Origin of the sequence: Dankookia sp. P2 (assembly GCF_050632255.1) — a bacterium.
GTDB lineage: Bacteria > Pseudomonadota > Alphaproteobacteria > Acetobacterales > Acetobacteraceae > Paracraurococcus.
Window position 1 is genome coordinate 2,810,111 of the sequence record NZ_CP192581.1, and the last position, 19,299, is coordinate 2,829,409.

Here is a 19,299-nt window from a genome sequence, read left to right on the forward strand (position 1 = left end):
AGATGAAATGGCGGGTGGTGCTGGGAGCGTTCCTGTCGGTTTTCTCCACTGTGGCATCGGGCCAAGCGCCGCTCTGGCTCCTGGTGCAGGTCATTCCCGTTGAACAGGGGAGTCCGCCACGCGTGCAGATCTGGCCGTTCGCCGACCGGATCAGCTGCCAAGCAATGCAGCAGGGGACATCCGCGGCCGTGCCAGGCTCGCTGGCGGCCTGCGAGGAGCGTCGTGCCGTCGGCGAGGACAATGTCACCTGGGTGCTGCCCTTCGTGACCGCGACACAGGCCGAGCAAAGCTTCTTCATTCCCATGTTCAGAAGCCGATCCGACTGCGACTACGTCCTGCCCCAGATCCGGCAGCAGATGCGCGAGCGCCAGATGCGCGGGACGGTCTTTGGCTGTCACGGCTTCCGCCATTCCTAGCCTGGATCGCCGGTCACCCTGGGGCGCATGGAGGCTCCGGGCGTCCATCGCACAAGCTGCGATGGGCGACGCGGCGGGCCCGCGCTGTCCGGCATAGCGGCAGCAGCAGAGATCGGCAGGCGCCGACCGCTGTGCACCGCGAGCTCGCGCCCGCCGCCGTCGCAGCCGGGTTCCCCGGTGAACGGCGCCTCCGCCCGCTGGCTTTCGGGCACCCCGCCACCAGGGCCAGCCTTGCGGTCGAGCATCGGCGGCACGTCGCGGCTGGCCCCGAACAGCAGGTGCCCGACGAGGCGGCGGAACCGCCATCGGAGGATCCGCCAAACGGCCACCGCGGCCCCGCCGGCCTCATCAAGCAGAAATGTTCCTTAGTTTTTCTAATCGTCCCTAGGCTTCCGTGCTCGATCCAGGCCCGCATCGGGCGCAGCGCGGAAGGTTGGCATGCCGACAGACGTCAATGTGCTCATCCGTGGGCAGAGCAACGCCCTGCTCTTCACCGCCTTCGGCGCCGCCGCCAGCCTGGAGCAGCAGCTCGAGGCCCGGGTGCCCGGCACCGACGTCCACATCCTGGCGGAATACGACACCGACACCAGCACGCTCTATTCGGCGACCGGCTTCCTCGACTGGCCGCGCGACGGGGAGCAGCAGGGGCTGCTCGCCTTCATCGGCAACCAGCCGGCGGATATCCGCGACAACCCCACCATCACCCTCTGGATGCACAACGAATACGACGGCAACACGCCGGACGTGACGACGGACCAATGGGTCGCCGCGGTCCGGGCGGATGCGGCGCTGGTGCGCGACGCGCTCGGCCAGGGCGCGGCGACCACGCCCTACGACTTCACCTATGTCGAGTACCCCTTCACCGCCGAGGGCAGCCCGGAGGCGATCCAGGCCGGGATGGCGCTGCTCTCGGCCGATCCGGGCTTCGATGCGCGCTTCGATCCCGGCGCCCTGCAGGGGCTGGCGATGGACGGGCCCGGCTACCCGCCGGGCGGGCATATCGGCTACTGGGACAGCTACACCGTCGCCGGCCGCCTGGCGGAGTCCCTGGCGGGCACCGTCGCGGCGCTGGCCGCCGGGTCGGGCGCCGGGTCGGGCGGGGATTCCGGCGCGGGCGCGCCGGCGGGGACGGAGGACATCGGCGGCGGCAGGGTCTGGACCTTCGACGCGGTCGCCGACAGCCCGAAATACGCCGCGGTGACGCTGGACTGGGAGGCCGGCGACCGGATCGACCTGTCCGGCGTGCCGCTGTCCGGCAGCGACCGGCCCGCCGCGCTGCACTGGGCCGGGATCGACCCGGATGGGCCGGTGAAGGCCTGGGGCGTCTGGGAATGGGGCGACGGGTCGGCACGCTGCGCGTCGACGTCGATGGCGACAGCTCTGCCGACATGTCGATCCTCCTGCGCGGCGCGCGCGCTGCTGGCCGCGGGCGACCTCATCCTCGGCTGAGCCGCCGCGCCCGGGCGCGGCTCGGCCGGCGGCCCCGGCCTGCGGGCCGGGCCCGGGGCCACGCCGCGGCGGGGAGTTTCCCTCCGCCCCGACCTGCCGCAGGCTGGGGCGGTCTCCCCTCCGAAGGATCTCGCCCGCCGATGCAGCATCTCCCCCCGAGACCTGGCGCTGGGACGCCGCCGACATCGCCCGCGCCATCCGCCTCGGCGCGCTCTCGGCGCGGGAGGCGGCGGAGGCCGCGCTGGCCCGCATGGCGGCGGTGAACCCGGCAATCAACGCGGTGGTGGACCCGCTGCCGGACCTGGCCCTGGCGGCGGCCGACGCGGCGGATGCGGCGCGGGCCCGCGGCGATGCGCTCGGGCCGCTGCATGGCGTGCCGATCACCGTGAAGGTCAATGCCGACATGGCGGGCCGCGCCACCACCAACGGCGTGGTCGCCTTCCGCGACGCCGTCGCGCCGGAGGACAGCGCCGTGGTCGGCAACCTGCGCCGGGCCGGCGCGGTGGTCGTCGGCCGGACCAATACCCCGGCCTTCTCCTGGCGCTGGTTCACCGACAACGACCTGCATGGGAAGACCCTGAACCCCTGGCATGCCGGGCATACCCCGGGCGGCTCCTCGGGCGGGGCGGCGGCGGCGGTCGCCGCCGGGATCGGCGCCGTCGCGCATGGCAACGACATCGGCGGGTCGGTCCGCTACCCCGCCTATGCCTGCGGGGTGGCCGGGCTGCGCCCCTCGCTCGGCCGCATCCCGGGCTTCAATCCCGGGGCGAAGCAGGAACGCCCGCTCTCGGCGCAGATCCTCTCGACCCGGGGACCGCTGGCGCGGCGCGTCGGCGACCTGCGGCTGGCGCTGGCGGCGATGGCGGCGCCCGACTGGCGCGACCCCTGGCAGGCGCCGGTGCCGCTGGAAGGGCCGGCCCTGCCCGGGCCGCTCCGCGTCGCGCTCTGCGCCGACCCGATGGGGACCGGCGTCCACCCCGCGGTCGCCGCCGCGGTGGCCGCCGCCGGCCATGCGCTGGCCCGCGCCGGCTACGCGGTGGAGGAGGCGGCGCCGCCCGGCTTCGCCGCGGTGGCGGAGGACTGGAACGCCTTCATCCATGCCGAGGCGATGGTCTTCATGCGGGAGGGCTTCGAGATCCCTGGCCGATGCCAGGGCCCGCGCCATCTTCGCCAACATGGCGGGGACGCCGGAGCCGACCCTGCCGGAATGGATGCGGCTGCTGGCGGCGAAGGCGACGCACCAGCGCGCCTGGGCCGGCTGGATGCGGGATTGGCCGCTGCTGGTGATCCCGGTCTCGGCCGAGCCGCCCTTCGAACAAGGGCTCGACGAGACCGACTTCGCGCGCGTCTTCAAGGCACAGGGGCCGCTCTTCCCCACCGTGCATCTCGGGCTGCCGAGCGTCGCGGTGCCGACCGGCCTCGCGGACGGCTTGCCAATGGGCGTGCAGGTCGTCGCGCCGCGCTGGCGGGAGGATCTGGCGCTAGCCGCGGCCGAGGCGATCGAGGCCGCCTGCCCGATGCCGACCCCGGTCGATCCACGCTGAGCCGCGGTCGCGGCAGGCCGCGCGGACGCCCTCGCGGCGGGCCGCGCTACTTGCGCGGCAGCGCCTTGGCCAGGCGGAGATGCTCGCGCAGCAGCGGCACGTGGCGCGCGGCCATCGCCTTCACCTCCGGGTCGGTGCCGCGCTCGGCCTCGGTGTCGAAGAAGCTGCAGGTCCTCCTGGTGGTCGGCGACCATGGCCTCGGCATAGGCGCGGTCGAAGGCGGCGCCGCGCAGCGTCGCCAGCCGGTCATAGGTCTGCTGCTGGCCGGCGCCCATGCCGGAAGGCGGGGTGAGCTGCTTGCGCTGGGCCAGCGCCGCCATGGCCTCGTTGGCCTTGCCGTGGTCCTCGATCATCCGGCCGGCGAAGCGCTTCACCGCGGGGAGCGGCCGTTGCGCTGGGCCAGCTGCGCCATCTGCACCTCGGCCATGCCGCCGCGGGCGGCCTCGGTCATGAAGGTGGCGTCGCTGGTCGAGAGCGTGGGATTGACCTGCGCGGCGGCGGCCGCGGCCACGGCATCCGTGCCGCGCTGGGTCTCGGCGCAGCCGGCCAGGCCCAGCAGCACGACGGCGATGCCCCATCTGCGATCCATGACGATCCCTTCCCGTTGGCATGACCGGCCGGCCGGCGGGATACGCCGGCCGCCCGGGATGCCAACGTGGCGAAGCGGGAGGCGTTCAGGCGCGGCGCTACTTGAAGACCGGCGGCGCGTCGTCCTCCGGCAGCTCGGGCAGCGGCACCTCGATGCGGACGGTGCTGGGATCGACGCCGGTGCCCTTGTCGATCCAGTAGGTCACGCTGGCCGGCCAGAAGATGACGATCGCCACCAGGATCAGCTGCAGCACCACCCAGGGGATGGCGCCCCAGTATATGTCGCTGCTGCGGACCTCCTTCGGGGCGATGCCGCGCAGGTAGAAGAGCGCGAAGCCGAAGGGCGGGTGCATGAAGCTGGTCTGCATGTTCACGCAGATCAGCACGCCGAACCAGACCAGGTCGATGCCGAGCTTGGCCGCGACGGGGGCCAGCAGCGGGATGATGATGAAGGCGATCTCGAAGAAGTCGAGGAAGAAGGCCAGCAGGAAGATGAAGACCTGGCTGAAGATCAGGAAGCCGGTCTGCCCGCCCGGCAGCTTCGACATCAGGTGCTCGATCCAGATCGAGCCGTCGACGCCCTGGAACACCAGGCTGAACACGGTGGCGCCGATCAGGATGAAGATGACCATGGCGGTGATGCGCATGGTGTTCTGGGTGGCCTGCCAGAGCAGGTCCCAGGAGAAGCGGTTGTTGGCCATGGCCAGGAAGACCGCGCCGACCGCGCCCATCGCACCCGCCTCGGTCGGCGTGGCGAGGCCCATGAAGATGGTGCCGAGGACGAGGAAGATCAGCACGATGGAGGGCACCATGCCCTTCGCCACCCGCCAGATCAGCGGCCAGCCGCGCATGGTCAGCGCCTCGTCCGGCAGCGGCGGCACCTTGTGCGGGGCGAAGATGCTGACGCCGACGATGAAGCCGATGAAGAGCAGCACCTGCAGGATCGAGGGCCCGATGGCGCCGGCATACATGTCGCCGACCGACTTGCCGAGCTGGTCGCCCAGCACGATCAGCACGAGGGAGGGCGGGATGACCTGGGTGATGGTGCCCGACGCCGCGATCACGCCGGTGGCGATCCGCATGTCGTAGCCGTACTTCATCATGATCGGCAGGCTGATCATGCCCATCGCGATCACGCTGGCCGCCACCGTGCCGGTGATGGCGCCGAGGATGGCGCCGACGATGATCACCGCATAGGCGAGGCCACCCGGGACCTTGCCGAAGAGCTGGCCGGTGCCTTCCAGCAGGTCCTCCGCCAGGCCGCAGCGTTCGAGGATGGCGCCCATCAGGGTGAAGAAGGGGATCGACAGCAGCAGGTCGTTCTGGACGATGCCGAAGACCCGCAGCGGCAGGTTGCCGAGATAGGCCGTGGTGAAGAAGCCCAGCTCGATCGAGATGAAGCCGAAGAACAGCCCGACCGCCGAGAGGCTGAAGGCCACCGGGAAGCCGAGCAGGAGAAAGAGCACGAGGCCGCCGAACATCAGCGGCGCCATCACGTCCATGTCGATGGTCATTGGGCGGGGGCGTCCTGGCGGGCGGTGGCGGGCGGCATGCGGTCGGCGGGCTTCCGCCCGGTATCCATCCTCATTGCTCGGGCCGGTGGTACTCGACCACCACCTCGGCATCCGGCCGCACGCCGCGCAGCAGGGCGATGCGCTTGATGAGCTCGGACAGGCCCTGCAGCGACAGCAGGAAGAAGCCGACCGGCAGCAGCAGCTTCACCGGCCAGCGCAGCAGGCCGCCGGCATTGGGGGAGCCCTCGCTGCGGACGAAGCTGTCGACGAAGAAGGGCCAGGTCATCCAGGCCAGCAGGGTGACCGCCGGCAGCATGAAGCAGATGAAGCCGAAGACGTCGACCCAGAGCCGCGCCCGGTCCGAGATGTTGCTGTAGAGGATGTCGACCCGGACATGCTCGTTGCGGAACAGCGTGTAGGACGCCCCCAGCATCACCGTGGCGCCGAACAGGTACCACTGCACCTCGAGCCAGGCGTTGGAGGAGTAGGACAGGCCGTAGCGGATGAAGGCGTTGCCGGCGGAGATGCCGCAGGCAAGCAGGACCGCCCAGTCGGCCAGCTTGCCGACCGCGGCGTTCAGCCTGTCCACGCCGCGACTGAAGGCGAGCAGGGGACCCATCTCTGACCTTATCCTCCCAGGTGCCTGGCCCCGCCGGGGGCGGGGTCAGGCCGCGCGAAAACCTCTCCAGCGTCTCAGCGGCGCTGTTGCTGTTCCTGAGCGTGCATGAAGTAAACGAAATTGTCGAATGTGCTCTCGGCAACCCGGAACCATTGGAACTGGCTGTCGCGGAACGCCTTCCAGGGTTCGTATACCTTCCTGGAATTCTCGTTCTTCGCCGCGGTCTCGTCGTAGAGCTCGAAGGCCGCCTTGTAGCAGGCCTGCATCACCTCCCGCGGGAAGGGGCGCAGCTGGGTGCCGGCGGCAACCAGGCGGCGCAGCGCCTGCGGGTTCTGCACGTCGTACTTCGCCATGGTCTCGATCGTGCTGTCGCGGCAGGCGCTCTCGAGCGCGTCCTTGTACTGCTGCGGCAGCTTCTCCCACTTCGCCTTGCCGACATAGAAGGACAGGTTCAGCGCGCCCTCCCACCAGCCGGGGTAGTAGTAGAAGGGGGCGACGCGCTGGAAGCCGAGCTTCTCGTCGTCATAGGGGCCGACCCATTCCGCGGCATCGATCGTCCCCTTCTCCAGCGAGGGATAAATGTCGCCGCCGGCGATCTGCTGCGGCACCACGCCGAGCTTCTGCAGCACGTTGCCGGCGAAGCCGCCGATCCGCATCTTCAGCCCGTTCAGGTCCTGGACGGTGCGGATCTCCTTGCGGAACCAGCCGCCCATCTGCGCGCCCGTGTTGCCGGCGGGCAGGGAGACCATGTTGTAGCTGGCGAAGAAGTCCTTCAGCAGCTCGCGCCCGCCGCCGGCATTCAGCCAGGCGCTGGTCTGGCGCATGTTCATGCCGAAGGGGACGGCGCCATCGAAGGCGAAGGTCGGGTCCTTGCCGACGAAGTAGTAGCTGGCGGTATGGGCGCATTCGACCGTGCCGCCCTGCACCGCGTCCGCCACCGCCAGGCCGGGCACCAGCTTCGCCTGCCGCGAAGACGCGGATCTGGAACTTGCCATCGGTCAGCGCCGCCACGCGCTTCGCCACATGCTCGCCGGCGCCGTAGATGGTGTCGAGCGACTTGGGGAAGGAGGAGGCGCAGCGCCAGCGGATCTCCGGCAGCGTGCCCTGGGCAAGGGCGGGCGTAGCCAGCGCGGCGGACCCGAGAAGGGTCCCGCCGGCGATGAAACCGCGACGGTCCATGGTAGCGTGATTCTCCCTGGCGCCTCCCAAGCGGGAGCCGCAGGCGCGTACCTAAACTCCCGGTGCTGGAAAGTTAAGGGTGTGTTTCGACTCGGCACGCGCCTGTGGCTCTCGCGCCGCTCGGGCCCGGGGGTTACACTCGCGCCCGTGACACTCCGACTCCAGCCGCCGTGCTGACGGCGTTCGCCCTCTGCCTCGGGGTCCTGGTCCTGCTCGGCGCCCTCGCGGTGCCGCTGGGCCGCCATCCGAAGGCTGGGCAACTCGTCCATGGCGGATGCCTGATCGTGGCGGTCGGGTTTGTTGCGATCGCGCTCACCACCCTCATCGGCGGCGCCCCGGCCGGGGCCCCTGGACCTGCCCTTCGGGCCGCCCTGGGCGCCGGCCCGGCTCGGGCTCGACGGGCTCTCCGCCTGGTTCCTGCTGCTGCTCGGCCTCACCGGCGCCTGCGCCGCGCTCTTCGCCCTCGGCCATCCGCCCAAGGGGGACTTGCCCCCGCCGCGGACCCTGCCCCCTTCCCGCTCTTCCTCGCCGGCATGGCGCTGACCCTCGCCGCCACCGACGCCTTCGTCCTGCTGCTCGGCTTCGAGCTGATGTCGCTGGCCTCCTGGGCGCTGGTCGCGGCGGACCACGCGAAGCCGGAGAACCGCGCCGCGGCGCGGCTCTACCTGATCTTCGCGCTGCTGGCCGGCGGCTGCCTGGTGCCAGCCTTCGGCCTGCTCGCCGGGAATGCCGGGGCCATCACCTTCGAGGCGATGCGCGCCGCCCCGCCCGAGGGCTGGCTGGCGGGCGCCGTCCTCGCGCTCGGCCTCGCCGGCGCCGGGGCCAAGGCCGGCCTGGTGCCCTTCCATGCCTGGCTGCCGCTGGCCCATCCGGCGGCGCCGAGCCATGTCTCGGCGCTGATGTCGGGCGCCATGACCAAGGTCGCGCTCTATGTCCTGGCGCGGCTGCTGCTCGACCTCTGTGGCCCGGCCCAGCCTTCCTGGTGGGGCATCCCGCTGCTGGTGCTCGGCGCCGGCTCGGCGCTGCTCGGCGCGCTGCGGGCCAATCTCGAGGACGACACAAAGACCCTGCTGGCCTGCTCGACCATCGAGAATGTCGGCTTCGTCGTGCTCGGCCTCGGCCTCGCTTTGGCCTTCCGCGGCGCGGATCTTGGCCCGCTGGCGGCGCTGGCGGCGGGCGCCGCGCTGCTGCACGCGCTGAACCACGGCATCTTCAAGACCCTGCTCTTCCTCGTCGCCGGCTCGGTGCTGCACGGCGCGGGCAGCCGCCGGCTCGACCGGCTCGGCGGGCTGATCCATGCCATGCCGGTCACCGCCGGCTGCGCCCTGGTGGGCGCCGCCGCCGCGGCCTCGCTGCCGCCGCTCTCGGGCTTCGCCTCGGAATGGCTGCTGCTGCAGTCGCTGCTGGCCGGCTGGCGGGTCAGCGATATCGGCTTCCAGGTCATCACCGCCGCCGCCGCGGCGCTCGCCGCCATGGCCGCGGCGCTGGCGGCGGCGGCGATGCTGCGGCTGTTCGGCCTGGTCTTCCTCGGCCGTCCCCGCAGCCCGCGCGGCGCCGGGGCGGAGGAGGTCCCGGCGCTCGAGCGCGCCGCCCTGCTGCTGCCGGCCGGGCTCACTCTGCTGTTCGGCCTGTTTCCCGGGGTGCTGCTCGGCCTGGCCGCGCCGGCGCTGCGCGTGCTGACCGGCCGCCCGGCCGAGGCCCCGGCGCGCGGCGCCTGGCTGACCGCCGGGGAAGGCGCCGGCGGCTACGCGCCGCTGGCCGTCGCCCTGCTGCTGGCGGTCGCCTTCCTCGGCGTGGCGCTGCTGGTCCGGCGGCGGTCGCCCAAGGCCACGCAGCGCGGCCCGGTCTGGAACTGCGGCTTCATCGACCCGCCCTTCGGCCCCTTCGGCGACCCGCTGACCCAGCCTTCGCCCGGCGGCATCGCCCAGCCGCTGCGCCGCATGCTGGGGGTGCCGCTGCTGCGGGCGCATGAGAGCGTCGACATGCCGCGCCCGGGGAGACCCGCGCCGGCCGCTATGCCGCGGGCTTCGAGGATCCCTCCGCCCCGCTGCTGATCGCCCCCGCCGCGGCGCTGCGCGACCGCATCGCGGCGCGGGCGGAGCGGCTGCGCGACCTGACGATCCGGCAATGCCTCTCGCTCAGCTTCGCCGCCCTGGTCGGGCTGCTGGCCCTGCTGGCCTGGCTGGAGGCGGGCTGAGATGGAGACCTTCGGCGCCATCCTGACGCAGGTGCTGCATGTCGGGCTGATGCTGGCCGCGGCGCCGCTGGTGGTCGGCGTGACGCGCTGGCTGAAGGCGCGGATGATGGGCCGGCGCGGCGCCTCCCCGCTGCAGCCGCTGCGGGACCTCGACAAGCTGCTGCGCAAGACGCCGGTGCTCGCCGAGAACGCCTCGATCGTCTCGGAGGCCGCGCCCTATGCCGGCTTCGCCGCCTGCCTCCTCGCCATCGCCCTGGTGCCGAGCTTCGCGCGGGGGATGGCCTTCGCGCCGCTGGCCGACCTGATCCTGCTGGCCGGGCTGCTGGCCTTCGGCCGCATGGCGCTGGCGCTGGCGGGCATGGATGTCGGCACCGCCTTCGGCGGGCTCGGCGCGGCGCGGGAGATGAGCTTCGCCGCCTTCGCCGAGCCGGCCCTGCTGCTCTGCATCCTGACCTTCGCCATCCTGGCGGGCACCACCAATCTCGACCTGATCGCCGCGACCTTCCGCGACGGCGCGCTCGGCCTGCGGGTCTCGCTCGGCCTGGCGGCGATGGCGATGCTGGCGGTCGCGATCGCCGAGAATGCCCGCATCCCGGTGGACAACCCGGCGACCCACCTGGAGCTGACCATGGTGCACGAGGCGATGCTGCTGGAGAGCAGCGGCCGGCACCTGGCGCTGTGGGAGTACCAGGCGGCGCTGAAGCTGACCCTGTGGCTGTCGCTGCTGGTCGCCGTCTTCCTGCCCTTCGGCACGGCGCCGGAGGCGGGCGGGCCGTTGGCCTGGCTGGGCGGGCTGGCCGCCTGGCTGCTGAAGATGGGCGCGATGTGCCTCGGCCTGGCCGGGTTCGAGAGCGCGATCGCCAAGATGCGGGTCTTCCGGGTGCCGGAATTCCTCGGCGCCGCACTGCTGCTGGCGCTGCTGGCGGCGGCCCTGCTGTTCGTCTCGACGGGGCTGGCGTGATGGCGCCTGCCTGGCAGCGAACCGGGAGTTGCAGCCCGCGCGGCGGGCTGGGCGCGCTTCTGCGCGCCGCCGGAAGTCCGGCGAGCCAAGCGCGCGGATGCGCGCGCGCCACGCCGGAGGCGTGCCTACGGCACGACGCGCTTGAGGGCATGACACGGTGACCTTCGGCCAGCTCCCCTACGACGTCGCGCATCTCCTCGGCGGGGGCATGCTGCTGCTGTCCTTCATGCTGCTCTATCAGCGGCGGGTCGGCGCGGTGATCAACACCCTGGCGCTGCAGGGCGCCATCCTCGCCGCCGCCGCCGCCTGGCAGGGCGTGGTGCAGGAGGCGCCGCAGCTCTTCCTCACGGCCCTGGTCGCCCTCGCCGCCAAGGCGGTGCTGATACCCTCGCGCTGCGCACCCTGCTGCGCCGGCTCGACCTGCACCGGACGGTGGAGACGGCCTTCGGCGTCGGCCCCAGCATGATCGCCGGCGTGGCGCTGGTGGCGCTGGCTATCCTGGTGGTGCTGCCGATCACCGCCGGCGTCCGCGCCATCGCGCGGGAGGACCTGGCCCTGGCGCTGTCCGTCGTGCTGCTCGGGATGCTGATGATGATCACCCGGCGCAACGCCATCCTGCAGGTGGTCGGGCTGATGACCATGGAGAACGGGCTGATCCTGGCCGCGGTCGGCGTCGCCGGCATGCCGCTGGTGGTCGAGCTCTCGACCGCCGCGCTGGTGATGATGCTGCTGGTGGTGGGCGGCGTCTTCGTCTTCCAGATCCGCGAACGCTTCGACACGGTCGATATCGGCTTCCTCGAGCGCCATCGCGGGGAGAGCCCCTGATGCCCGGCGGCTTCCCCTTGCCCTGGGCCCTGGTCTTCCTGCCCTGGGCCGGCGCGCTGCTGCTGGTGGCGCTGCCGCGCGAGCGGCCCGCGGCGCTCGCCAACATCGCCGTCTCGGCCGCCGGCTTCGTGCTGTCGCTGTTCCTGCTGGCGCATCCTGGCGGCATCCAGGGGTGGACCCATGTCGATGCGCTGAACACCCCGCTGGTGGTGCTGTCCTTCCTGATCGGGCTGACCACCGCGGTCTTCTCGCTTGGCGCCATCGCCGCCGAACGCTTCGACGTGCTGCGGCTGCGCGCCTACCACGTCGCCTTCCAGGTCTTCATGGGCGCCCAGGCGCTGGCGCTGCTGGCCGACAACATGGGCGTCATGTGGGTGGCGATCGAGATTGCGACGCTGGCCAGCGTGCTGATCGTCGCCGTCCACGGCACCCCGCCGGCGATCGAGGCGGCCTGGAAGCTGTTCATCCTCTGCGGCGTCGGCATCGCGCTGGCGCTGTTCGGCACCATCGTGCTGTACCTGGCGGCGCAGCCCTTCGTCGGCCATGGCGACAGCGGCCTGTCCTGGACCGTGCTCTACGGGCTGGCCGAGCGCTGCGACCCCGGCGTGCTCAACCTCGCCTTCGTCTTCCTCCTCGTCGGCTACGGCACCAAGGCCGGCCTGGTGCCGCTGCATTCCTGGCTGCCGGATGCCGAGGCCGAGGGACCGATCGCGATCTCCGCCGTGCTCTCCGGCCTGCTGCTGAACGCCGCGCTGCATGCGGTGCTGCGGGCCAAGGCGATCGTCGGCGCGCATGCCGGCACCGTGGCGCCGGGTCCTTTCCTGGTCGCCTTCGGCCTCGCCTCGCTCACCCTGGCGGCCTTCGCGCTGTGGCGGCGGCGCGACGCGCGGCGCTTCTTCGCCTGGTCGAGCATCGAGCATATGGGCCTCGCGGCGCTCGCCTTCGGCCTCGGCGGCGCGACGGCCAACCTGGCGGGGCTGCTGCACATGCTCGGCCATTCCCTGGTGAAGTCGGCGGTCTTCTTCGGCATCGGTCATGCGGCGCAGCTCCGCGGCTCGCAGAAGGTCGCGGATATCGGCGGGCTCGTCGCCTCGCATCCCGGGCTCGGCTGGGCGCTGGCGCTGGCGATCGCCGCCGTCGCCGGGCTGCCGCCCTTCGCGCTCTTCGCCAGCGAGTTCCTGCTGCTGACCGAGGCCGCGGCGACCCGCTGGTGGCTCATCGCCCCGCTCGGGCTCGGCCTGCTGACCGCGGCGGCGGCCAAGGTCCACATGCTGCAGGCGCTCTGCCTCGGCGACCCGACGCCGGACAGCGCGGACGCGCCGGCGGCCTGGACCGAGCGCACCACGCTCGGGCCGATCTGGCTGCATCTCGGCCTCGCCCTGGCCCTGGGCGCCGCGCTGCCGGCCCCGCTTTCCGCCCTGCTGGCCGCCGCCGCGAGGATCCCGGGATGAGCGTGCTCGACCTGCTCCGCCGCGGTTCGCCGCAGGATTGCCGCCCGGTGCCGCGCTTCCTGCTGACCCGGCCGCAATGGGGCGCGCTGGCCGAGGACCTGGCGCAGGAGGAGACCACCGAGCTGCTCGCGCTCTGGGCCGATCCCGGCATGATCCATGCCGCGCTATGGGCGGAGGGCGCGCCGCACCTCGTCTCCTGTCCCGCGCCGGATGGCCGCTATCCCGCGCTGTCGCCGGCGCGGCCCGGCGCGGTCCGCTTCGAGCGGATGATCCACGACCTCTGGGGCCATGTCGCGGAAGGCGCGGTCGATCTCCGCCCCTGGCTCGACCATGGCCGCTGGCCCAGCACCGCGCCGCTCTCCACCCGGCCGGGCGCGGCGCCCTATCCGGTGCCGCAGCCGGTGTTCCTCCCGGTCGAGGGCGAGGGCGTGCACCAGATCCCGGTCGGCCCCGTCCATGCGGGGATCATCGAGCCGGGCCACTTCCGCTTCCACGTCCAGGGCGAGACGGTGGCGCGTCTGGAGGAGCGCTTAGGCTACCTGCACAAGGGGCATGTCGGGCTGATGCTCGGGAAGCCGGTGCGGGTCGCCGCCAAATTCGCCGCGCGGCTCTCGGGCGACAGCACGGTCGCGCATGCCTGGGCCTTCTCGATGGCCGTCGAGCAGGCGCTGGAGGCGCCGCCCTCCCCCGCGCCCTGGCGCTGCGCGGGGTGATGGGCGAGCTGGAGCGGATCCACAACCACCTGAACGACTGGGGCTTCGTCTGCAACGACGCCGCCTTCGCCTGGCCGCATGCGCGGGCAGGCGCGCTGCGGGAGGCCGTGCTGCGCGCCTGCCAAGCGGCCTTCGGCCACCGGCTGATGATGGACCGCGTCGTCCCCGGCGGCGTCACGGATGATCTCACGCCCGGCGGGGCGGCGGCGATCCTGGCGGCGCTGGCGGTGGTGGAGGACGCGATCCCGGCGCTGCTCTCGGTCTATGAGGGCCATGCCAGCCTGCAGGACCGCGTGGTCGGCACCGGCATCGTCCCGCCCGCGCTGGCCGCCCGCTTCGCCGCCGGCGGCCATGTCGGCCGCGCCTCCGGCCGCGGCTTCGATGCGCGGGCCGCCGCTCCCTACGCCCCCTACGACACGCTGCCGCCGGTGGTGCCGGTGCTGGCGCAGGGCGATGTCGATGCCCGCGTCCGCATCCGCATCGCCGAGATAGACGAGGCCATCCGCCTGCTCCGCGCCCTGCTGGCCGCCCTGCCGGACGGCGAGCTGCAGCGGCCGCTGCCGCAGCGCGGCGGCGAGGGACTCGGCCTGGTCGAGGGCTTCCGCGGCGAGTGCCTGCACTGGGTCGCGCTGGACGATGGCGGGCTGGTGCGGGCGGCCTTCCCACGCGATCCCTCCTGGCTGCAATGGCCGCTGCTGGAGGCCGCGATCGAGGGCAACATCGTCGCCGACTTCCCGCTCTGCAACAAGAGCTTCAACTGTTCCTACAGCGGGGTGGACCTCTAGCATGCAGCCCTTCAAGCGCCTGTTGTGGCCGCAGCTGGCGCGCGGCCTGTTCGGCACGCCGGTGACCGACCCGGCGCCGGCGGTCGCCGAGGGCGTGGTGCAGGCGCTGCGCGACCGGCTGGAGGAGAGCGCGCAGGCCCGGCTCGGCCGCAGCCTGTCGATCCGCCAGGTGGATTGCGGCAGCTGCAACGGCTGCGAGCTGGAGATCAACGCGCTGCAGAACGTGGTCTACGACCTCGAGCGCTTCGGGCTGCGCTTCGTCGCCTCCCCCGCCATGCCGATGTGCTGCTGGTGACCGGGCCGCTGACGCGCAACATGCAGGAGGCCCTGCTGCGCACGCGGGACTGCACGCCGGAGCCCTGCTTCATCGTCGCGGCCGGCGATTGCGCGGTGGATGGCGGCGTCTTCAAGGGCAGCTACGCCGTGCTGGGCGGGATCGGCGAGGCGGTGGCGGTGGACCTGGTGATTCCCGGCTGCCCGCCGACGCCGACGCAATTGCTGGAAGGGCTGCTGGCGCTGCTGGAGGCGCAGCTGCCGGCGAAGCCGCGGCAGGCCGAGGCGGGCTGAAAAGAACCGGGCCGGCCGGACGCATCCAGCCGGCCCGTCGGTGGCCCGAAGGCTACCAGTCTGGTGGCGGCTTGCCGGGAAATAGCCCCACCGAACGCCGTCCGTCCGAACCCCGAAAGGGCTTCAGGACGACAAGGACAGCATCCCGTACAGCATCTCAACAGGACATGTGAGCGCGCTTACATTGGCGCAATCCGGTACGCCCGCATGCATTGTTCCACTGCCGCCGCGCAGCTGAATCTGTGGCGAAGAACCAAATGGAGGAAACCGATGGATGGCAGTGCGCGGCCGCTGACGGTGCGGCGGCTTTCCGGCGCGGTCGGTGCCGAGATCGGCGGCATCCATCTCTCGCCCGACCTGCCCGACGGCACCATCGCGCAACTCCGCGGCATCTGGCTGGACCATGGCGTGGTCTTCTTCCGCGACCAGCAGCACCTGGACGCGCCCGCGCTGGCGGCCTTCGCCCGCCGCTTCGGCGCCGTGGTGGAATACCCCTTCATCAAGGGGCTGGCCGAGGCGCCGGAGGTCATCCCGGTGGTGAAGCTCGAGACCGAGACGGTGGACTTCGGCGGGCTGTGGCACAGCGACACCGCCTATCTCGACCAGCCGCCGATGGCGACCATGCTGATCGCGCGCGAGCTGCCGCCCCATGGCGGCGACACGCTCTTCGCCAGCGGATACGCCGCCTACGAGGCCCTGTCGCCGGGGATGCGGCGGCTGCTCGACCCGCTGCGCGCGGTGAACAGCAGCGCCAAGGCGGACGTGACCAAGACGCGGGAGGACCGGCTGAAGGACACCGCCCGCGCGGATGCGAAGCGCGTCTACGAGGTCGAGCACCCGGTGGTGCGGACCCATCCGGAAACCGGGCGCCGCGCGCTGTATGTGAATGGTGGCCATACCCTGCGCTTCGCCGGCATGACGGTGGCCGAGAGCACGCCGCTGCTGGACTACCTGTATGCGCATCAGGTGCGGCCGGAATCACCTGCCGCTTTTCCTGGACGCCCGGCGCGCTGGCCTTCTGGGACAATCGCTGCGTGCTGCACAACCCGGTCAACGACTACCACGGCTTCCGCCGGGTGATGCACCGGGTGACGCTGGCGGGCGACGTGCCCGCCTGACGCTCAGGCCAGCGCCGCCTCCACCGCCTGCGCCGTGGCCAGCAGCGCCCGGTCCGCCATCGCCTCGCCGGTCAGCATCAGCCCGACCGGCGCCTCGCCCGGCCGGTGGATGGGCAGGCTGATGCTGCAGCGGTCGAGGAAATTGCCGACCGCGGTGTTCCGCAGCAGCAGCATGTTGATGCGGTTGTACTCGGCCTCGGCCTCCACCTCGGCGAGGGTCGGCGGGATGATCGGGCAGGTCGGCGAAACCACGGCATCGAATTCCGACGTGCGCTTCGCCACCGCCGCGATCAGCCGGGCGCGGTGGTCCAGCAGGTCGATGTAGTCGGCGGCCGACATGCGCTCCCCGCCGGATGCGGGCCAGGATGCGCTGGTCGTAGTGATGCGCCTTGTCGGCCACCAGCTTGCGGTGCCAGGCCCAGGCCTCGCTCGCGGCGAAGCCGCCGGCGGCGTTCACCGCCGGCAGCTCCGCCAGTTCCGGGATGTCGAACAGCTCGATCCGCGCCCCGGCCGCCGAAAGCCGCGCCAGCGCGCGCTGGAATGCGGCGGCGACGGTCACGTCCTGGTCCTCGGTCAGGAAGGTGCCGCGCGGCAGGCCGAGCCTGAGCCCGGCGACGCCGCGATGCGGCAGCGGCTGCGGCCGCTCCTCGCCGCTGATCACCGCATCCAGCAGGGCGCAGCAGGCGACGCTGCGGGCCAGCGGCCCGACCGAGGTCGAGCGAGGGCGCCAGCGGCAGCACGCCCTCCAGCGGCACCCGCCGCGCGGTCGGCTTGAAGCCGACCACGCCGCAGAGCGCCGCCGGCACCCGGCAGGATCCGCCGGTATCGGTGCCGAGCCCGCCGAAGCCCATGTGGTCGGCGGCAGCCACCCCGGCGCCCGAGGAGGAGCCGCCCGAGAGCCGGCCCGTGGCGCGGTCCCAGGGGCTGAGCGGGGTGCCGTGATGCGGGTTCACGCCGAGGCCGCTGAAGGCGAATTCGACCATGTTGGTGCGGCCGATGACGACGAAGCCCTGCCGCAGCAGCCGCGCCACGGCCGGCGCATCGGCCGCCGCCGGCGGCGCATCGCGCAGCACGGCGGAGCCTCGCGCGTCGGGTGGCCATGCTCGTCGAACAGGTCCTTCACCGTGACCGGGATGCCGGCCCAGGGGCTCGGCGCCCGGCCGGCATGGCGCAGCGCGTCGATGGCCCGGGCCTGGGCGCGGGCGGCGTCCGCATGCACGGCGGTGAAGGCGCGCCTCCCTTCGCCGGAGGGGTCGGCGATGCGGTCCAGGGCGGCATCGACCAGGCTGGCGGCGGAGATGCGGCCAGCGGCCAGGGCGGCGGCGGCGTCGGCGATATGCTGCATCGGGGGATGCTGGCCGGGACCGGCCCGCCGGGCAAGATGGGGCGAAAGCGGGCCGGGCGATTCACGCGCCTGGCGCGGCCGCCCCGGGCGGCCTCAGCCTTCCCCCTCGTTGTCGTTCGCCGGCGGGAAGAGCGCGACGTGCTCGGCCGCCGGGTCGAACATCACCGCGCCGAACATCCAGCCTTCCCACAGGGCGAAGCCCTCATCCGGGTCGGGCGGGTCGCCCGCACCATTCTCGCTCATGGCTGCCTCCCGTGCTGCCTGGCGGGATAAGCCAAAGCCGGCGCGGAGGGTTCCCACGACAGCGTGGGTTCCAACCCTGACTGCCATCTGCTATGGCAGTTCGCATGAGTGCCGCCGCACCCCATCAGGTCGAAAGGCTGGCCGAGGAGGATACGCTCTCGCTGGCCGAGCGCGCCTACCGCCGGCTGCGCGACTCCATCGTCCAGGGCGCCTTGCCCGCGGGCAGCCGCATCTCCGAACGCAGCCTCGCCACCGCGCTCGGCATCTCCGCCCGGCCGGTGCGGGAGGCGCTGCGCCGGCTGGAACAGGACGGCATGGTCGTCACCCTGCCGCGGCGCGGCACGGTGGTGGCCGAGTTCGGCCCGGAGCGGCAGGCCGAGATGGGCCGCATCCGCGCCGCGCTGGAAGGCGCCGCCGCGGCGCTGGCCGCCGCCCGGGCGGATGCCGAGGCGCTGAGACGCGCTGGACGCCCAGTTGCAGGCGATGCGCGACGCCACGGCGGCGGGGAAGCCCGAAGCTTGGTCTCGGAGGCGAACGAGCGCTTCCACGCGCTGATCCACAAGGCGACCGGCAACCTCTTCCTGATCCGCTCGCTGGCCGCGCTGCGCGCCTATGACCATTTCGGCCGCGTCCGCGCGCTGAACGCGACGCCGAAGGAGCTGCCCCGCGCCTTGCGCGAACATGCCGCGATCCTGGCCGCCCTGCAGGCCAGGGACCTCGATGCGGCCGAGGGCCGGATGCGGGCGCATGTGCTGCGCTCGCTCGAGGTCGGCGGCCTGCTGCCCCCGTGCCGAAAAGGAAGCGCACGCCATGACCCTGTCGACCGAGCATGTCCGCGCCGCGCTGACCGGCATCTCCGGCATCCTGGTGACGCCGATGGATGCCGAGGACCGGATCGCCCCGGCCCGCCTCGCCCCAGTTATCGCCCGCGCCGCCGCGGCGGGGGTCGATGCGCTGACCGTCAACGGCAATACGGGCGAGTTCTACGGCCTCTCCTTCGCCGAGGCCGAGCGGATGCAGGCCGAGGTCCCGGGCCTGGTCGCCGGCCGCGCCGCGGTGGTCGCCGGCGTCGGCCGCAGCATCGGGGAGGCGACGGCGCTGGCCCGCCGCGCCAGGGCGGACGGCGCCGACGCCATCATGGTGCACCAGCCGCCCGACCCCTTCGTCGCGCCGCGCGGCGTCGTCGCCTATGTCTCGCGCATCGCGGACTCCGCCGGGTTGCCCGTGGTGCTCTACCTCCGCAACGACGGTATCGGCCTGCCGGCGATCGAGGCGCTGTGCCGGGTGCCCGGCGTCGTCGGCGTCAAATGGGCGACGCCGAACGTCATGGTGCTGGCCCAGGCGATCCGCCGCGCCGGCCCGGAGGTCTCCTTCATCTGCGGCCTGGCCGAGCCCTGGGCGCCGCCGATGACGGCATTGGGCGCGCAGGGCTTCACCTCCGGCCTGATCAACCTGGTGCCGGAGAAGTCGGTGGCGATCCTGCAGGCGCTCAGGGCCGGCGACTTCGCCCGGGCCAATGCGGAGATCGCCGCGATCCACGCCTTCGAGGCGCTACGGTCCGAGGAGCAGAACGGCGCCAACGTGGCCGTGGTGAAGGCGGCGCTGACGCTGTCGGGCATCGATGTCGGCGCGGCGCGGGCGCCGGCCGCCTGGCCGCTGCCGCCGAGGCTCGGCCGCCGCGCTGCGCGACCTGCTGGCCGGCTGGGGCCTGCTGCAGCGCGCCGCGGCGGAGTAGCCGACAAGGTGCTTCCGGCGCCTTCTGCCATCTGCTATAGCAGTTTGTGA

The 19,299-nt window shown here is 72.6% G+C and carries 22 protein-coding genes and 4 pseudogenes; 16 read left to right on the forward strand and 10 right to left on the reverse strand.

The annotated features are described in order from the left end of the window. Window positions 1-2: 2 nt before the first annotated feature. From ACQ86J_RS16620 to ACQ86J_RS16635, 4 genes and pseudogenes are all read left to right on the forward strand, one after another. Window positions 3-416 (forward strand): hypothetical protein, encoded by a 414-nt coding sequence (locus tag ACQ86J_RS16620; protein ID WP_431271967.1) that lies wholly within the window; start codon window positions 3-5, stop codon window positions 414-416. Between the two features lie 438 nt (window positions 417-854). Next, window positions 855-1,865: a hypothetical protein gene (locus ACQ86J_RS16625; protein ID WP_431271968.1), complete on the forward strand. Its 1,011-nt coding sequence runs from the start codon at window positions 855-857 to the stop codon at window positions 1,863-1,865. A gap of 196 nt (window positions 1,866-2,061) precedes the next feature. Continuing rightward, window positions 2,062-2,934 (forward strand): annotated as a pseudogene (locus tag ACQ86J_RS16630) (amidase); the annotation flags it as partial. Between the two features lie 106 nt (window positions 2,935-3,040). Further along, a complete protein-coding gene (locus ACQ86J_RS16635; RefSeq protein ID WP_431271969.1) occupies window positions 3,041-3,409 on the forward strand; it encodes an amidase family protein in 369 nt (122 codons plus the stop codon). Between the two features lie 46 nt (window positions 3,410-3,455). Here the strand turns inward: ACQ86J_RS16635 and ACQ86J_RS16640 are convergent, their stop codons facing one another. From ACQ86J_RS16640 to ACQ86J_RS16665, 6 genes and pseudogenes are all read right to left on the reverse strand, one after another. After that, complete coding sequence (locus ACQ86J_RS16640; protein ID WP_431271970.1) at window positions 3,456-3,659, reverse strand: hypothetical protein; 204 nt, start codon at window positions 3,657-3,659, stop codon at window positions 3,456-3,458. Beyond that, window positions 3,622-3,762, reverse strand: a pseudogene (locus tag ACQ86J_RS16645) (DUF4142 domain-containing protein); the annotation flags it as partial. The pseudogene ACQ86J_RS16645 and the gene ACQ86J_RS16640, both read right to left, overlap by 38 nt. 17 nt (window positions 3,763-3,779) lie before the next feature. Continuing rightward, window positions 3,780-3,998 (reverse strand): hypothetical protein, encoded by a 219-nt coding sequence (locus ACQ86J_RS16650; protein ID WP_431271971.1) that lies wholly within the window; start codon window positions 3,996-3,998, stop codon window positions 3,780-3,782. A 97-nt stretch (window positions 3,999-4,095) separates the two neighbouring features. Then, entirely contained in the window at window positions 4,096-5,511 is a 1,416-nt protein-coding gene (locus ACQ86J_RS16655; RefSeq protein ID WP_431271972.1) for a TRAP transporter large permease, read from the reverse strand. Between the two features lie 70 nt (window positions 5,512-5,581). Then, the gene (locus ACQ86J_RS16660; RefSeq protein WP_431271973.1) at window positions 5,582-6,130 is read right to left on the reverse strand and encodes a TRAP transporter small permease subunit; all 549 of its coding nucleotides are present in this window, start codon (window positions 6,128-6,130) and stop codon (window positions 5,582-5,584) included. A 74-nt stretch (window positions 6,131-6,204) separates the two neighbouring features. Beyond that, window positions 6,205-7,083 carry a TRAP transporter substrate-binding protein gene (locus ACQ86J_RS16665; protein WP_431271974.1) on the reverse strand — a complete coding sequence of 293 codons (879 nt, stop codon included), beginning with the start codon at window positions 7,081-7,083 and terminating at the stop codon, window positions 6,205-6,207. Window positions 7,084-7,479: 396 nt separating this feature from the next. On the opposite strand from ACQ86J_RS16665, the gene ACQ86J_RS16670 reads away from it, so the two are divergent. The 10 genes and pseudogenes from ACQ86J_RS16670 to ACQ86J_RS16715 all read left to right on the forward strand — a co-directional run bounded on the left by ACQ86J_RS16670 (window position 7,480) and on the right by ACQ86J_RS16715 (window position 15,926). After that, on the forward strand, window positions 7,480-9,363 hold the full coding sequence (locus ACQ86J_RS16670; protein WP_431271975.1) for a proton-conducting transporter membrane subunit: 1,884 nt from the start codon (window positions 7,480-7,482) through the stop codon (window positions 9,361-9,363). Window positions 9,364-9,507: 144 nt separating this feature from the next. Beyond that, the gene (locus tag ACQ86J_RS16675) at window positions 9,508-10,467 is read left to right on the forward strand and encodes a respiratory chain complex I subunit 1 family protein (protein WP_431271976.1); all 960 of its coding nucleotides are present in this window, start codon (window positions 9,508-9,510) and stop codon (window positions 10,465-10,467) included. Window positions 10,468-10,624: 157 nt separating this feature from the next. Further along, window positions 10,625-10,933, forward strand: a complete 309-nt coding sequence (locus ACQ86J_RS16680; protein ID WP_431271977.1) for a hypothetical protein — start codon at window positions 10,625-10,627, stop codon at window positions 10,931-10,933. Then, the gene (locus tag ACQ86J_RS16685; RefSeq protein WP_431271978.1) at window positions 10,930-11,292 is read left to right on the forward strand and encodes a hypothetical protein; all 363 of its coding nucleotides are present in this window, start codon (window positions 10,930-10,932) and stop codon (window positions 11,290-11,292) included. The genes ACQ86J_RS16680 and ACQ86J_RS16685 overlap by 4 nt, the downstream gene beginning before the upstream one ends. Next, entirely contained in the window at window positions 11,292-12,743 is a 1,452-nt protein-coding gene (locus tag ACQ86J_RS16690; RefSeq protein ID WP_431271979.1) for a proton-conducting transporter membrane subunit, read from the forward strand. The genes ACQ86J_RS16685 and ACQ86J_RS16690 overlap by 1 nt, the downstream gene beginning before the upstream one ends. After that, complete coding sequence (locus ACQ86J_RS16695) at window positions 12,740-13,456, forward strand: hypothetical protein (RefSeq protein WP_431271980.1); 717 nt, start codon at window positions 12,740-12,742, stop codon at window positions 13,454-13,456. Before ACQ86J_RS16690 ends, ACQ86J_RS16695 begins: the two co-directional genes overlap by 4 nt. Further along, window positions 13,456-14,241 (forward strand): hypothetical protein, encoded by a 786-nt coding sequence (locus ACQ86J_RS16700; protein WP_431271981.1) that lies wholly within the window; start codon window positions 13,456-13,458, stop codon window positions 14,239-14,241. Before ACQ86J_RS16695 ends, ACQ86J_RS16700 begins: the two co-directional genes overlap by 1 nt. A gap of 1 nt (window position 14,242) precedes the next feature. After that, window positions 14,243-14,536: a hypothetical protein gene (locus ACQ86J_RS16705; protein ID WP_431271982.1), complete on the forward strand. Its 294-nt coding sequence runs from the start codon at window positions 14,243-14,245 to the stop codon at window positions 14,534-14,536. After that, the gene (locus ACQ86J_RS16710) at window positions 14,533-14,808 is read left to right on the forward strand and encodes a hypothetical protein (RefSeq protein ID WP_431271983.1); all 276 of its coding nucleotides are present in this window, start codon (window positions 14,533-14,535) and stop codon (window positions 14,806-14,808) included. Before ACQ86J_RS16705 ends, ACQ86J_RS16710 begins: the two co-directional genes overlap by 4 nt. 270 nt (window positions 14,809-15,078) lie before the next feature. Then, window positions 15,079-15,926: pseudogene (locus ACQ86J_RS16715) on the forward strand (TauD/TfdA dioxygenase family protein). A 3-nt stretch (window positions 15,927-15,929) separates the two neighbouring features. Here the strand turns inward: ACQ86J_RS16715 and ACQ86J_RS16720 are convergent. The 4 genes from ACQ86J_RS16720 to ACQ86J_RS16735 form a co-directional block, all read right to left on the reverse strand. Continuing rightward, on the reverse strand, window positions 15,930-16,265 hold the full coding sequence (locus ACQ86J_RS16720; protein WP_431271984.1) for an amidase family protein: 336 nt from the start codon (window positions 16,263-16,265) through the stop codon (window positions 15,930-15,932). Then, window positions 16,217-16,957: an amidase family protein gene (locus ACQ86J_RS16725; RefSeq protein WP_431272432.1), complete on the reverse strand. Its 741-nt coding sequence runs from the start codon at window positions 16,955-16,957 to the stop codon at window positions 16,217-16,219. The genes ACQ86J_RS16720 and ACQ86J_RS16725 overlap by 49 nt, the downstream gene beginning before the upstream one ends. Continuing rightward, the gene (locus tag ACQ86J_RS16730; protein WP_431271985.1) at window positions 16,876-17,271 is read right to left on the reverse strand and encodes a hypothetical protein; all 396 of its coding nucleotides are present in this window, start codon (window positions 17,269-17,271) and stop codon (window positions 16,876-16,878) included. The genes ACQ86J_RS16725 and ACQ86J_RS16730 overlap by 82 nt, the downstream gene beginning before the upstream one ends. Before the next feature lie 93 nt (window positions 17,272-17,364). Next, window positions 17,365-17,514: a hypothetical protein gene (locus tag ACQ86J_RS16735; protein ID WP_431271986.1), complete on the reverse strand. Its 150-nt coding sequence runs from the start codon at window positions 17,512-17,514 to the stop codon at window positions 17,365-17,367. Between the two features lie 104 nt (window positions 17,515-17,618). On the opposite strand from ACQ86J_RS16735, the pseudogene ACQ86J_RS16740 reads away from it, so the two are divergent. Beyond that, window positions 17,619-18,206, forward strand: a pseudogene (locus tag ACQ86J_RS16740) (GntR family transcriptional regulator); the annotation flags it as partial. 118 nt (window positions 18,207-18,324) lie between these two features. Continuing rightward, the gene (locus tag ACQ86J_RS16745) at window positions 18,325-19,299 is read left to right on the forward strand and encodes a dihydrodipicolinate synthase family protein (protein ID WP_431271987.1); all 975 of its coding nucleotides are present in this window, start codon (window positions 18,325-18,327) and stop codon (window positions 19,297-19,299) included.